The sequence below is a fragment of the Amycolatopsis sp. NPDC049159 genome (assembly GCF_040648295.1).
GTDB lineage: Bacteria > Actinomycetota > Actinomycetes > Mycobacteriales > Pseudonocardiaceae > Amycolatopsis > Amycolatopsis pretoriensis_A.
This window is the reverse complement of record NZ_JBEZDL010000018.1, coordinates 138020-151691: the sequence shown is the minus strand read 5'-3', so window position 1 is coordinate 151691 and position 13672 is coordinate 138020. Positions and strand designations below refer to the sequence as shown.

Genomic DNA, 13672 nt, shown 5'->3' with positions numbered 1-13672 from the left:
GATGGCGGCCTCGATGTGGAACGCCGACAGCGCGGGCCCGGTGCGGGCCCGCCGTCGTCCGCTTCCGGAGTTTCCCCGGTGAGCAGCGGAAGTTAGCGTGAAGCCCATGAGCGAAGTGAGCCGGTTCCCGGTCGTGGAACTCGAAGACCTGCCCGACGACCTCCGTGCGCGCGTCGGCGCCATCGCGGAGAAGTCGGGCTTCGTGCCCAACATCTTCCGCGCCCTCGGCCACCGCCCCGCCGAGCTGCGCGCGTTCCTCGACTACCACGACGCCCTGATGGAACGGTCCGAAGGACTCACCAAGGCCGAGCGCGAGCTGGTCGTCGTCGCCACCTCCGGCGCCAACCACTGCACCTACTGCGTGGTCGCGCACGGCGCCATCCTGCGCATCCGCGCCAAGGACCCCGAGCTGGCCGACCGCGTGTCGAGCAACCCGTGGCAGGTGGAGCTGGACGAACGCGGTCGCGCGATCGTCGACCTCGCCCTGGCGCTCGCCCAGGACTCCGCGCTGTTCGGCGAGGGCGACCTCGAAGCCGCGCGCAACGCGGGCCTGACCGACGACGAGATCTGGGACGTCGGCGCGATCACGGCGTTGTTCGCGATGTCGAACCGCCTCGCCCACCTGACGGCGCTGCGCCCCAACCCGGAGTTCTTCCTGCTCGGCCGCGTGCCGCGCTAGAACGTCAGGCGCCAGGTCTCGTCGGTCAGCTTCGGGCCCCAGTCGGCGAAATCCTCCTCGCGGACGAGCTCGAACCCGGCCGCGCGGTAGATCGAGCGCGCCGCCGTGAGGAGGGAGACCGTCGAGAGCTCCATCCCGCGGTAGCCGTGCGCCCGCGCGAACTCGACGCACTCGGTGACCAGGCGCTTGCCGACGCCGTGGCCGCGGGCCGACGGCTCGAGCAGCAGCAACCGCAGCCTCGCCGTGTCCGCGTCCGGCCCGCGGGTGCACGCGATGCCGCCGACGCGCTCGCCGTCGAGCTCGGCGATCCAGAACGCCTGCCGCGGGTCGTCGCGGGTCTCGACGAAGTCGGCGACGATGCGCGCGACGAGCCCCTCGAACCGGTCGTCGAAGCCGTACTCCCGGCCGTAGAGCGAGCCGTGCCGTTCCACCACCCAGCCGAGGTCCCCCGGTCGTGGCGGGCGCAGGACGAGCACCGGGTCCCGGCGGCGCTCGCCGACGAGGTCGCCGATCGTGCGCATCGCGGCCAGGAGGCGCTGCTGGTCTTCGTCGGCGAACCGGCCCAGCAGCCCGCCGATCCGGTCGGTCGAGCGCTGGTTGAGCACGGCGAACGCGGCCCGGCCGGCTTCCGTCGGGCGGACGAGCTGGCGGCGGGCGTCCTCCTCGGAGCGTTCCCGCGCGATCAGTCCTCGCGACTCGAGGCGGGCGAGCAGCCTGCTCGCGTAGCCGGCGTCCAGGTCGAGGCGTTTCCGCAGTTCAGTGACCGGCAGTGGGTCCTGGTGGGCGAGTTCGAAGAGCACCCTGGCTTCCGGCAGCGAGTACTCGGCGTCCGCCGGGCCTTCGTCGAGCACCCCGATGACGCCGGTGTAGAGCCGGTTGAAAGCGCGGACCGCGGCCACCCGGTCGTTGTTCATTGACCACCTCAACAAGTTCGTTGACGAAGTCAAAGATTACTCGACAGGTCCGCGGCGGCAAGTGACTTACCGGGGAAATGGGAAACCCCGCGATGCTGCCAGGTCGGGGGTCCGCCAGCATCACGGGGTCGTACTGGGTATCGACGGCACTTCGCACGTCGTTACACGTTGAGCACTATGTGGCATAGGTCACTCGAATGGGCGACCGCCACGGGGTGAGAGATCAGCGCATGTAGCCCGAGCGAGCCTGCGCGATCGCGATGAGTTCCTGACGGACCGTCGCGGTCGCGGCGGTGTCGATCGCCCGGTTCAGCGCCCGGCGAGTGCGAACCTCGGCGCGACGGGCACGGAGCTTGGCGGCGATGTTGTTCATCGGTTTCTGCATCCCCTTCGGAGGGTCTCGGTGGTTGTGCCTCTAGTATGCACCTTTTTTCACAAGGAATCCAACGAATGTCCGGTGATGTGGCGCACTCGCCGATGAATCATCGGCAAACGTGGGTATGCGCCGGAGAGATTGGGGGTGGCCGCGGTCACGTGTAGGCAACCCGCTACCGATATCTAGCCATGTCTAGCGAATAGGCAATAAAGCCTTAGGGACGCTCATAGAGCGCGAGACAACGGAGAAAGCCCAGGTCAGTCGCGGCTGAGCAGGTAGTGGCCGAAGTGCGGCACGGTGAAGGCGATCTGCCCCCGCTCGGCGGAGTAGACGAGGCCCTTCTTCATGAGGCTGTCGCGGGCCGGCGACAGCGAAGACGGCTTCCGCCCGAGGAAGACGGCGACGTCGGCGGTGCCGGCGGGTTCGTCGCGCCCCTGCGTCAGCTCGGCCATCGCCTGCAGGTACTCGCGCTCGGCCGGCGTCGCGCGCTCGTAGCGCGAACCGAAGAAGCCGACCGCCAGCTCCGACTCCGCCTCGGGCGCCGCGACCTGGACGTCCTTGACCGTGATCGGGTCGGACGGCGCTGCGTCCCAGGCCGCCTTGCCGTAGGCCTGGATGAAGTAGGGGTAGCCGCCGGAGGCGTCGAAGAGCGCGTCGAGGGCTTCCGGCTCGATGCCGGCGTCCTCGCGTTCGATCGGCGCCATCACGGCGAAGTCGGCGTCCTCGCGCTCGAGCCGGTCGATGCGCGCGTAGCGGAAGAGCCGCTCGGAATACGACTTGGACGCCGAGAGCACGGCGGGCACGTGCGGCAGCCCGGCGCCGACGACGACCAGCGGCGCCCCGGACTGCGACAGCTCGTGGCAGGCCGCGCAGAGCGCGGAGACGTCGTCGGGCTGGAGGTCCTGGATCTCGTCGATGAACACCGCGACGCCGGTCCCGACGTCCGCGGCCAGCTCGGCGACGTCGGTGAACAGCTCGACGAGGTCGATCTCGATGTCCCCGGAGTCGGCCCGCCCCTGCGCGGCGGGCACGTCGATGCCCGGCTGCCAGCGGTCACGCAGCTTCGCGTCGGCCTTGTTGGCTCGAAGCGCGAACGCCTTCAGGACACCGAGTACCTCTTCGACCCGGTCCGGCGCCCGGTGCCGCACGGCGAGGTCCCGGATGGCCCGGTGCAGGGCGGCGGAAAGCGGCCGCCGCAGCTCGGCGTCCGGCCGCGCCTCGATCTTCCCGGCCCCCCACTTGTGCCGCACGGCCATCGCGCGCAGCTCCCCGAGCAGTACGGTCTTCCCGACCCCGCGAAGCCCGGTGAGCACGAGACTGCGTTCGGGTCTCCCCCGCGCGACGCGCTCCAGCACCACTTCGAAGGCCTTGAGCTCACGCTCACGACCGGCCAGCTCGGGCGGCCGTTGCCCGGCGCCCGGCGCGAAGGGGTTGCGGATGGGGTCCACTCTGCCAAGTTATCGGCGTATCTAGCGCGAGCCCGATATTCCGCCATAGACGGCTAGGCGTGTCGCCGAGGTTCGACCGGATGGCCGTACATAGAGACGAACAGGTCTGCAGCCCTGCTCGTCCCTACCCCCAGCGCGCACTACGACGTCGCGCTAGTCGCTCAGGTTCCGTTCCGCGTAGATCTTCATCGCGTCGCGGACGAATTCCGCGCCCGCACCTTCGAACCCGTAACGCGGATCGTCGACGTACAGCTGACCCAAGCCCGCGAAGTACCCCGCGGACACCGACGACACCGCCGGCTTCAGCCATGCGTGCAGCCGGCGCGTGATCGCCTGGACCTCGTCGGAGTCCACCGTGAGCCCGGCCGCGTGGGCCGACCCGAACGCGGCGGCGATGTCCCGCTGCTCCTGCTGGTGGGCCTGCTTCTCGTCCGCCGACAGCGAGCGCCACCATTCGTCGCCCGTCCGGTACGCCGATTCGCCCCAGCGCTCGGTGACCTCCTTTTCGTAGCGGGTGTGGTCGAAGCCGTCGAAAACTTCTTCTGCCATCAGTCGTTCACCTCCCTTCAGTTTCCGGAGGGTCGTCCGGACCGACTCGATCTGCCGTCCGATCCGCCGCCGCTCCTGTTCGAGCAGCTCCAGGTGCGTCTCGAGGGCGGCCTCGCTGTCGCGTTGCCCGTCGAGCACCTCGGCGATGGCCGACAGCCCGAGGCCGAGCTCGCGCAGCAACAGGATCCGCTGCAGCCGGACGAGCGCGTGCTCGTCGTAGTAGCGGTAGCCGTTGCCGCCGATCCGGCTGGGCTCGAGCAGGCCGACCGCGCCGTAGTGGCGCAGGGTCCGGCTCGTGGTCCCCGCCGAGCGGGCGATGTCCTGGATCGACCACTCCATGGCGTCGACGATAGAAGTTGACGCAGCGTCAAGGTCAACCGCTAAAGCTCTCTACGACTTTCTAGCGTCAGGCCGATATTTACCCAGAAAGCCCGATGAGGGTTCGAGCCCAAGCCGAGCGGGCACTCAGCGAGTAGGTTCGACCAGGCAGCGGCCCGTACGAGGAAGGCAACGACCGTGATACTCCGTCGAGTGGCCCGTCCCCTGCTCGCCACGATCTTCGTGACGGGCGGCATCAACGCGCTGAGGCAGGCCGAGGGCCACGCCAAGGCGGCGGAACCGTTCCTCAACACCACGCTGGACAAGTTCGGCGACGTTATCCCGGAGCAGGTCCCGCGCGACCCGGTGACGCTCGTTCGGATCGACGCCGCGGTGAAGATCGGCGCCGGCCTCGCGTTCGCCGCCGGTAAGGCGCCGCGGCTCGCGGCGGGGCTGCTCCTCGGCAGCCTGGTGCCGACGACGCTCGCGACGCACAGCTTCTGGACCATCAAGGACCCGGGCGAGCGCCAGCAGCAGCAGATCCAGTTCTTCAAGAACGCGAGCCTGGCCGGCGGCCTCCTGCTCGCGGTCAGCGACACGCACGGCAAGCCCTCGGCGGCCTGGCGCGCGCGCAACGCCGCGAAGGACGTCGGGCGCAGCGCCGAGCGGCTGACCCGCCGGGGCCAGAAGCGGGCGAACAAGCTCGCGAAGCGCGCCCAGAAGAAACTCCCCAGCTGACACTTTCATAGGGAAAGTGCCGCCCCCGGAACTCCCGGAGGCGGCACTTTCCCTATGAAAGCTACTTCTCGAGGATCGCGGTGACGCCCTGCCCGCCGGCCGCGCAGATCGAGATCAGGCCGCGGCCGGACCCCTTCTCGTGCAGCAGCTTCGCCAGCGTGGCGACGATCCGGCCCCCGGTCGCGGCGAACGGGTGCCCGGCCGCCAGCGACGAGCCGTTGACGTTCAGCTTCGCCCGGTCGATCGAGCCCAGCGGCGCGTCCAGGTCCAGCTTCTCCTTGGCGAACGCCGGGTCCTCCCACGCCTTCAGCGTGGCCAGCACCTGCGAAGCGAACGCCTCGTGGATCTCGTAGAAGTCGAAGTCCTGCAGCGTCAGCCCGGCCTTCGCGAGCATCCGCGGCACGGCGTACGCGGGCGCCATCAGCAGGCCCTCTTCGCCGTGGACGTAGTCGACGGCCGCGGTCTGCGAGAACGTCAGGTACGCCTGCACCGGCAGGTTGTGCGCCTTCGCCCACTCGTCGGTGGCGAGCAGGACCGTCGACGCGCCGTCGGTCAGCGGCGTCGAGTTGCCCGCCGTCATGGTGCCGTCCGGGCCGCCGAAGGCCGGCTTGAGCTTGGCCAGCTTCTCCGCGGTCGAGTCCGCGCGCAGGTTCTGGTCGCGCGCGAGCTTGAGGAACGGCGTCACGAGGTCGTCGAAGAACCCGCGGTCGTAGGCCGCGGCGAGGTGCTGGTGGCTGGCCGCGGCCAGTTCGTCCTGCGCCTCGCGGGTGATCTCCCAGATCTTCGCGGTCAGGGCCGCGTGCTCGCCCATCGACAGCCCGGTGCGCGGCTCGGAGTTGCGCGGGATCGCCGGGACGATGTGGCCCGGGCGGATCTTCGCGACGAGCTTGAGGCGGTCGCCGAGCGTCTTCGCGCTGTTGAGCTGGATGAGGATCTGCCGGAGGTCCTCGTTGACGGCCAGCGGCGCGTCGCTCGTGGTGTCGACGCCACCGGCGATGGCCGAGTCGATCTGGCCGAGCGCGATCTTGTTGGCGACGTTGACGATCGCCTGCAGACCCGTGCCGCACGCCATCTGGACGTCGGCGGCGGGTGTCGCGGGCGAAAGCTTGCTGCCCAGCACGCTCTCGCGGGCCAGGTTGAAGTCCTTCGAGTGCTTGAGCACGGCACCGGCCGCGACCTCGCCGATCACCTCGCCCTGCAGGGAGAACCGGCTGACCAGACCGTCGATCGCGGCGGTGAGCATGTCCTGGTTCGACGCCTTCGCGTACGGGCCGTTCGACCTCGCGAAGGGGATCCGGTTGCCCCCGATGATCGCGACCTTGCGCACGGCAGGCGCCTGCTTTGGTTGCTTCGGCTTCGGCGGCATGAACTCACCTCTCTGGTCGTGTCTCTCACACTGTAACCTACTGGGGAGTAGGTTAGACTGCGACGTGACGCAGACTGCACGGGAGGCAACCGATGGCTGACAGGTACCAGCAGTTCACGAAAACCCCGGTGGGGAAGTTCGTGGTGCCGAAGCTCGGCCTGCCCAGTCCCGCGACGCTGCGCCGGTACCAGCCCGGGCAACCCGCCCTCGAGGGTCCCGCACTTCTCGGCGCCGCGCCCGGCGGACGGCTGGAAAAGACCCTTCGTGACCAGCTCGCCGACGCGGGCATCGAGGTCGTCACTTCGGCCACCGACCGGCACGCCGCGCTCGTCTTCGACGCCACCGGCATCACCGAGCCCGCCCGCCTGCGCGAGGTCTACGACTTCTTCCACCCGGTGATCCGCAGCGTCGGGCCGTCCGGCCGCGTCGTCGTGCTGGGTACGCCGCCGGAGCAGGTCGACGGCCGCGAGCGGATCGCGCAGCGCGCGCTCGAGGGCTTCGTGCGCTCGGTCGGCAAAGAGCTGAAGCGCGGCGCGACCGCCCAGCTCGTGTACGTCGCCGAAGGCGCCGAAGAGGCGACCGAGTCGACCTTGCGCTTCCTGCTTTCCGCGAAGTCCGCGTTCGTCGACGCGCAGGTCATCCGCATCGGCGCCGAAGGCAAGACAGCCTCCGCGCCCGCGAACTGGGAGAAGCCGCTCGACGGCAAGGTCGCCCTGGTCACCGGCGCGTCCCGCGGCATCGGCGCGGCGATCGCCGAGGTGCTGGCCCGCGACGGCGCCCACGTCGTCGCGCTCGACATCCCCGCGCAGGGCGGCGACCTGTCGAAGGTCGCGAACAAGGTCGGCGGATCGGCGCTGCAGCTCGACATCACTTCGCCGAGTGCGCCCGCGAAGCTCGCGGAGTACCTGAAGGAGCGTCACGGCGGCGTCGACATCGTCGTGCACAACGCGGGCATCACGCGCGACAAGACGCTCGGCAACATGAGCGAGAGCGCGTGGGACTCGGTGATCGCGGTGAACCTGGCCTCGCAGCTGGCGGTGAACGACAAGCTGCTCGCCGACAAGGTGCTGCGCGAGAACGGCCGCATCATCGGTGTTTCGTCGATCGCGGGCATCGCCGGCAACGTCGGCCAGACGAACTACGCGACGTCGAAGGCGGGCGTGATCGGCATGGTGAACGTCGGCGCCCCGCAGCTCGCGGCGTACGGCGGCACGATCAACGCGGTCGCGCCCGGCTTCATCGAGACCAAGATGACGGCGGCGGTCCCGCTGTTCATCCGCGAGGCCGGCCGCCGGCTCTCCAGCCTCGGCCAGGGCGGCCTCCCCGTCGACGTCGCCGAGACGATCGCCTGGTACGCGAACCCGGCGTCGGCCGCGGTGAACGGCAACGTGGTCCGCGTCTGCGGCCAGGCGCTGCTGGGGGCCTGACGTGGTGATCCGCGAACTCGACAGCACGCCGAGCCTGGCGACGCTGTACCCGAAGGCGCTGCTCGGTTTTCGCAAAACGGGCTCGTCGCTGCCGGACACCGAGCTGGTCCGCACCGGCGTCACCGTCGACCCGGCGCACCTGGCGGCGTACAACACGGTGTGCGGCTTCCGGCTGAGCGACGAGCTGCCGGCGACGTACCCGCACATGCTGGCGTTCCCGCTGCAGATGGCGCTGATGACCGAGCCGGGGTTCCCGTTCCCGCTGCTCGGCATGGTCCACGTGGCGAACCGGATCACGCAGCACCGCGCGCTGCGGCTGAGCGAGCCGCTCACGATCCGCGTGCGCGCGGAGAACCTGCGCCCGCACGAGCGCGGGCGTCAGTTCGACGTCGTCAGCGAGGCCTGGGCCGGCGACGACCTGGTGTGGGTCGACGTGAGCACGTACCTGCGGCGGGGTTCGTCGTCGGGATCTTCCTCGCGGCGTGACCAGCTGGCCTCGCCGACCCCGGACGCGATCTGGCGGATCCCGGGCGACATCGGCCGTCGCTACGCTGAGGTTTCGGGCGACCGCAACCCGATCCACCTGCACCCGCTGACGGCCCGCCTGTTCGGCTTCCCGAAGGCGATCGCCCACGGCATGTGGACGAAGGCCCACGCACTGGCCTCGTTCGAAGGCCGCCTGCCGGAGGCGTTCACGGTGGACGTCCGCTTCAAGCAGCCGGTGTTCCTGCCGGGCAAGGCGGGCTTCACGTCGTGGTCCACTCCGGAGGGCTGGGCGTTCGAGCTGTGGAGCAAGACGAAACCCCACCTGGACGGCACGATCACCTCACTCTGACGGGAATCGGCCGGCGAGCGTCCGGTTGACCGCGGCGAGGTCGAACGCCGCCGGGTCGAACTCGTCGGCCGCCGTCAGGCCAAGCCATTCCAGGGTTTCGTCGTGATCCTCGTGGCTGGGGTCGGCGAGCACGTCGAGCAGCTCTTCGTAGCCGCCGATGCCGCCGCAGTCCTCCGGCGGTCCGGCCCGGCGTCCGTCGAGGCAGCGGGGGCGGCCGCGTACTGGTTCACGGGCTTCGAGCGTCACTTCGTGAAACCAGTCGTCGCCGAAGTCGTACTGGTAGCTCAGTGCGTCGGCGGGAGCTCGGAGCACTTCGCCGATCCGCTTGGACCGGGCATCGGCGTGGCCGAGTTCGGGATCCGGAAGCCCGTACACGCCGTCCGCCGTCTCGAACACCCACAGGTGACTGCGCTCCCAACCGAAGGCGTCCTGGATCAGCTCGTGCACGTCGGCCAGCGAGAAGTCGTCGGGAACGGCCACCCGCCGCCAGATCGCCGGCTCGCTGTCGGTCAGGGTTATTTTCACCGTGAGCGTGGTCATGCGTTATTCCGAAGGCTTCCAGACCTCGCCCTCGATGAGGTCGTTGAAGCCGAGCCAGACGAGGTTCATCAGCCACGACGCCAGGACGCCGTCGGAGATGTCGGGGTGGTCGAGGGCCCAGTCGGCCAGGGATTCGGCCGCCCCGACCAAGGCCGCGGAGAGGCCCTCGCCGGAGAACTCGGCCTGCTCGCCGACGCCCTTGCGGGTGCCGGCGGACACGACGAGCGCGGCGACCAGCTGGATCGCGCGCGCCCGCATGTCGGTGATCTCCGCGGCGAAGGTCCCGCCGACGGTCAGGGCCTGGCGGTGCAGGACCGTCCACGACTCGCGGTACTCGGCGACGAAGCGGTAGAAGGACCGCAGGCCGTGCCAGAGCTGCATGTCGGGTGGCAGGTCGGGCTGCACACCGGCCTGGATGGCCTCGAGCAGCCGCGTTGCCTCGCGGCGGATGCAGGCGCCGAAGAGGTCCTCTTTGGAGCCGAGGTAGGTGTAGATCATCGGCTTCGAGACACCGGCGACGTCGGAGATCTCGTCCATCGACGCCGCGTGGTAGCCGTGGCGCGAGAAGACCTGGACGGCCGCGTCCAAGATCTGCCGCTCGCGCACGGCACGGGGCAGCCGCCTTGCCCGTTCGGGCGGACGCTGATCATCCTCTGACACGCTGGACCTCCTCGTTGCTGCCCGGAGACGGTACCGGGCGCGACCACGGCAGGGTGATTTCGGCACGCTTGCCCGCCTACCTACTGGCGGGTAGCCTTACGCGTGGGTAACCGGAGAGGGAGTGACCATGGCCGACAACGCCGGGATGACCAGCGCCGATCGCGTCGCGACCCTCCGCGGGGCGGCGCTGCTGGACGCGCTGGAGCGCCTCGACCCGCTGAGCCCCGAGGCGCACGCCCTCGACGTGAACGCCCTCGCCGACGCGCTCAACCCGCGCGATCTCGGCAAGGACGACTTCCGAAGACTCTTGAACGCTCTGCTCAGGCTGGCGGCCCGCGCTCCGGCGTTCGACCTGAGCAAGGTCGAGCCGGCCCGCTTCGCGTCCCTGGTGTCCTCGGCGTCACGCGCGCAGCTGGAGAGCGTCGTCGCGGAGCGCCCCCTGCGCGAGCGCGTACTGGACGAGATCTTCGCCCGCATGGGTGCCCACATCAGGCCGGACCGCGCCCGCGACCTGCACGCGGTGGTCCACTGGCGCCTGTCGGGCGGAGCGGGCGAAGGCGGCTACGACCGCTACGAGACGGTGATTTCCCACGGCTCGTGCACGGTCAGCCGGGAGACGCGCGCCACCCCCCGAGTCACGATCACGATAGCGCCGGCCGACTTCTTCCGGCTGATCACGCACCAGGCAACCCCGGCGGTGCTGTTCGTCACGGGAAAGATCAAGGTCAAGGGCGACTTGGCCTTCGCGGCGGGCCTGATCGGATTCTTCGACCTCCCCCACCCCGTATAGTCAGTATCCGTGCCCCGAAAAGCGAAGTGGCGCCTTTCCCGGCCCCGAGCGATCCGCAGCAGCCACGTGGTGAACGCGTTCGCGGAGAAGCTGGTCATCGGCAACCTGACAGCTTCGCAGTTCATTCAGGTCCTGGAAACCTTGCACATGCTGGGCTCCGCGGGAGCGGGCATCGAGTTGAGCTCGCTGTCGACGGACGTCCTGGTCGACGTGGTCCGCCGGGCGTCTCGCGAGCAGCTGAAGGCGATCGCGGAGCATCCCGAGTTGCGCCCGGTGTTCCTGGACGAGATTTTCCGCAGGATGTCGGAGCATTTCTTGCCGGAGAAGGCACGCCACGTGGATTTCGTGGTTTCGTGGCGCTTTTCGGAGGGCTCCGGAGAAGACGGGTACGACCGCTTCCAGACGGTGATCGAGGACGGGGTGTGCGTTTCTTCGGCGGACCTGTCGCGATCCCCGGACACGACGATCACGCTGTCGGTGGACGACTTCATCAGGATGGCAACGGGCAACGCGGCGGTGGCAGCGATGTTCGTGACCGGCCGGGTGAAGGTGAAGGGCGAGTACGCCCCCGCGGTGCGGTTCTCAAGCTACTTCGACATCCCCAAGCCGACGGTGGATTAGATTTCGACTACCCTTCCGAGTCGGGCTGTAGGCGATTGTTTACTGAGGGGCTGAATGGCGCGGTTGACGAAATCGTGGCTGATCTGGCAACTGTCTTGGACAGGGTTGGGCATTACTCGTTCCAGGAATCGATCACCGAGTGGTTCTCATCGCCCGCGATTTACGAGATCAGCTGCGCTGGATTCGCGCCGTCGTGACCAATGCGCACGACAACCACGCTGCCGCAGTTGAAACAAATGTCCGGATTTGGCGGAGCTGAAACGTGGTCGCACCGGAACGTGGACCGGACGGCGGTCCGACCAACCCCATGAAGGTCGAACTCTCCGACTTCCATTTCGTCGCGCAACAGTTCGTCGACGCGCAGAACAGTCTCGAGCGCATCCGGCAGGATCTGCTCAACCACCTCGACCAGACAGCCGGAGCGGCCGGTGCGAGCGATGGTGCGCACAAGTACCAGGACGGCTGGGCCAGTGCCCTGGACTGCATTCTCAACGAGGGCTTCCGCACGGCGTTCGACCTGCTCGGCGCCATCGGCAAGGGCATCGACGTCTCCGCCCTCAACCACGCGAGCGCCGATCGGAGCAGCGTGCCCGGCAAGCCTGGCGGAACACCGCCGTGGACGCCGGTCGTGCCGAACGCTTGGCCCGGCAACACCGACTTCGTGACCTTGACCGGCGATTCCCCGTGGTGGATGCCGGACTTCCTGGAGAAGTACATCCCCACGGCCGACACCGGCCGGATCGACAGCGCCGCCCAGGCGTGTCGCGACGCGACGGCCGCTGTCCGCGGTCTGGTCAACGATCTGCACTCGAAGCTGCAGGGGCTGGTCGGCAACAACAATTCCGATGACCTCGAGGAGCTGGAGCAGTTTTGGCAGTGCGCTGCCGGTCAGAACTCGATCCTGACCGGGTTGCCGCAGACCCTGGACGATGTCGCGAACAGCCTTGTCGACTTCCGGATCTGGAACAACGACACCCAGGAGAAGATCAAGTCGATCATCGATGATCTGAGCATCGTCGGTCTGGTCCTCGTCATCAGCGTCCTCACCGACGGCGGGCTGGACGCGCTCATCGTCGGCGTGATCGAAGCGCTCGACTACTTCGGTGTCGAAGCCGGCGCCACGCTGGCGATTCCCATCGCCGAGGTCGTCGCCACCGCGGAAACCATCCTCGTCGCCGCCGGTGGGGCGGTCGCGATCACCCAAGGTGTGGTGCCCGCGATGCAGGCGGCCATGAGCGGCACGCCGAACCCGGAAGTGGAAGGTGTCGACGCCGGCAAGATCAGCGATGAGATCAGTGGGCACACCGAACCGTCCCGAGTCCCGGACCGCCACGCCGCCCCCGGTGGCCACCCGACGAACATCCCGAAGGGGGCTGACCCGGAAACCGCTCGTTCCAGCGCGAGAACGAATCGGCGGCCACCCTCTCCCGATCGGGCTATGACGTCGAGCAGAACCCGCCAACCTTGCCGAACGGCCGAGACCCCGACTACCTCATCGACGGCAAGGTGTTCGACAACTACGCGCCGTCAACCGGCCGCGCGCGCAACATCGCCGACGAAATGGCGAAGAAGGTCGCGAAGGAGCAGACGGATCGGATCGTTCTCAACCTGGCCGACAGCCCGGTGGACCTCAACATGATGCGTGCGCAACTGCACGATTACCCGATCGGCGGCCTCAAGGAGGCCATCGCGATCGACAAACAAAGCAATATACTCCACCGTTACCCGTGATTTAGCACGCGAGGACCTGTTCGAATGGCTATCTCTTACGATCTCGAAATGGCGACTTCTTCGTCGCCGGAGCAAGTCGCGCGTGAACTGCTCACCGTCGGCCGCTCGCTGGAGCTGTTCGACGCATCGGTCACACCCGACCAGGTGGTCCGTGACGGAGCGGTTACCCCCCTTCGCACCTGGGTTCGCGTCTACGAGCGCCAGCCCGCGGCCTGGGCGCCGATCATCACCGACTTCGGAATCACCCCCACGGTGGCGGTGGGTTTCAGCCTCTACAAGCACGACAAGATCCCTGAGCAGCAGGACGTCATGGTCCGAGTGGTTTCCGGTCTGCTGGAGCGGATCACCGGCGATGCGGTGTTCTCCGGCATGGACGTCATCTGGCTGATGCGTCACAAGGGTGAGCTGACGCTGAACGAGCGCGACGACATCTGGCCCAAACACCGCCTTGGTGCGGTGCACCAGGCTTATCGCCGGGAAACCAAAGCCTTCGCTGAGGAGTAAAGGTTCCGCGTGAGCCCGGTGCCTGACCTGAGTCGCGACCAGGCGACGGTTCTCTGGACCAACCGCGGACTAGCTGTTCTGTCCGGGGACGTTGCAATCCGTGCGACACGTGACCGGATGATCTTGTGTGAGGGGGCCGCCGGTGGTCGGTGTGGATTGCGACATCTGCACCGGCA

General features: G+C 68.4%; 15 protein-coding genes. 8 read left to right on the top strand and 7 right to left on the bottom strand.

What is annotated here, in order from left to right; all coding sequences use genetic code 11:
- Nucleotides 1-106: 106 nt before the first annotated feature.
- Entirely contained in the window at nt 107-679 is a 573-nt protein-coding gene (locus tag AB0B33_RS30860; protein WP_360777974.1) for a peroxidase-related enzyme, read from the top strand.
- Here AB0B33_RS30860 and AB0B33_RS30855 read toward each other — a convergent pair.
- The 4 genes from AB0B33_RS30855 to AB0B33_RS30840 all read right to left on the bottom strand — a co-directional run bounded on the left by AB0B33_RS30855 (nt 676) and on the right by AB0B33_RS30840 (nt 4305).
- Nucleotides 676-1593 carry a bifunctional helix-turn-helix transcriptional regulator/GNAT family N-acetyltransferase gene (locus tag AB0B33_RS30855; RefSeq protein WP_360777972.1) on the bottom strand — a complete coding sequence of 306 codons (918 nt, stop codon included), beginning with the start codon at nt 1591-1593 and terminating at the stop codon, nt 676-678. The genes AB0B33_RS30860 and AB0B33_RS30855 overlap by 4 nt on opposite strands.
- 223 nt (nt 1594-1816) lie before the next feature.
- Nucleotides 1817-1966: a hypothetical protein gene (locus AB0B33_RS30850; protein WP_167379635.1), complete on the bottom strand. Its 150-nt coding sequence runs from the start codon at nt 1964-1966 to the stop codon at nt 1817-1819.
- Nucleotides 1967-2226: 260 nt separating this feature from the next.
- Nucleotides 2227-3417, bottom strand: a complete 1191-nt coding sequence (locus AB0B33_RS30845; protein WP_247016519.1) for an ATP-binding protein — start codon at nt 3415-3417, stop codon at nt 2227-2229.
- 153 nt (nt 3418-3570) lie between these two features.
- On the bottom strand, nt 3571-4305 hold the full coding sequence (locus AB0B33_RS30840) for a MerR family transcriptional regulator (RefSeq protein ID WP_360777970.1): 735 nt from the start codon (nt 4303-4305) through the stop codon (nt 3571-3573).
- Between the two features lie 177 nt (nt 4306-4482).
- Here AB0B33_RS30840 and AB0B33_RS30835 point away from each other — a divergent pair, with 177 nt between their 5' ends.
- Entirely contained in the window at nt 4483-5022 is a 540-nt protein-coding gene (locus tag AB0B33_RS30835; protein ID WP_360777968.1) for a DoxX family protein, read from the top strand.
- A gap of 61 nt (nt 5023-5083) precedes the next feature.
- On the opposite strand, the gene AB0B33_RS30830 is transcribed toward AB0B33_RS30835, so the two are convergent.
- Complete coding sequence (locus AB0B33_RS30830) at nt 5084-6388, bottom strand: acetyl-CoA C-acetyltransferase (protein WP_247016525.1); 1305 nt, start codon at nt 6386-6388, stop codon at nt 5084-5086.
- A gap of 92 nt (nt 6389-6480) precedes the next feature.
- Here AB0B33_RS30830 and AB0B33_RS30825 point away from each other — a divergent pair, with 92 nt between their 5' ends.
- Both AB0B33_RS30825 and AB0B33_RS30820 read left to right on the top strand, forming a co-directional pair.
- Nucleotides 6481-7815 carry a 3-oxoacyl-ACP reductase gene (locus AB0B33_RS30825; RefSeq protein WP_247016527.1) on the top strand — a complete coding sequence of 445 codons (1335 nt, stop codon included), beginning with the start codon at nt 6481-6483 and terminating at the stop codon, nt 7813-7815.
- Between the two features lies 1 nt (nt 7816).
- Nucleotides 7817-8650, top strand: coding sequence for a MaoC/PaaZ C-terminal domain-containing protein (locus AB0B33_RS30820; protein ID WP_360777965.1), 834 nt, complete (start codon nt 7817-7819; stop codon nt 8648-8650).
- On the opposite strand, the gene AB0B33_RS30815 is transcribed toward AB0B33_RS30820, so the two are convergent.
- Complete coding sequence (locus AB0B33_RS30815) at nt 8642-9190, bottom strand: plasmid pRiA4b ORF-3 family protein (protein WP_360777963.1); 549 nt, start codon at nt 9188-9190, stop codon at nt 8642-8644. The genes AB0B33_RS30820 and AB0B33_RS30815 overlap by 9 nt on opposite strands.
- Before the next feature lie 3 nt (nt 9191-9193).
- Entirely contained in the window at nt 9194-9850 is a 657-nt protein-coding gene (locus tag AB0B33_RS30810) for a TetR/AcrR family transcriptional regulator (RefSeq protein ID WP_247016531.1), read from the bottom strand.
- A gap of 127 nt (nt 9851-9977) precedes the next feature.
- Here AB0B33_RS30810 and AB0B33_RS30805 point away from each other — a divergent pair, with 127 nt between their 5' ends.
- The 4 genes from AB0B33_RS30805 to AB0B33_RS30790 all read left to right on the top strand — a co-directional run bounded on the left by AB0B33_RS30805 (nt 9978) and on the right by AB0B33_RS30790 (nt 13496).
- A complete protein-coding gene (locus AB0B33_RS30805) occupies nt 9978-10640 on the top strand; it encodes an SCP2 sterol-binding domain-containing protein (RefSeq protein WP_360777960.1) in 663 nt (220 codons plus the stop codon).
- 69 nt (nt 10641-10709) lie between these two features.
- The gene (locus tag AB0B33_RS30800) at nt 10710-11261 is read left to right on the top strand and encodes an SCP2 sterol-binding domain-containing protein (protein ID WP_247016535.1); all 552 of its coding nucleotides are present in this window, start codon (nt 10710-10712) and stop codon (nt 11259-11261) included.
- A gap of 1506 nt (nt 11262-12767) precedes the next feature.
- Complete coding sequence (locus tag AB0B33_RS30795; RefSeq protein ID WP_360777958.1) at nt 12768-12992, top strand: hypothetical protein; 225 nt, start codon at nt 12768-12770, stop codon at nt 12990-12992.
- A gap of 24 nt (nt 12993-13016) precedes the next feature.
- On the top strand, nt 13017-13496 hold the full coding sequence (locus AB0B33_RS30790; protein ID WP_360777956.1) for a SitI3 family protein: 480 nt from the start codon (nt 13017-13019) through the stop codon (nt 13494-13496).
- Nucleotides 13497-13672: the final 176 nt, after the last annotated feature.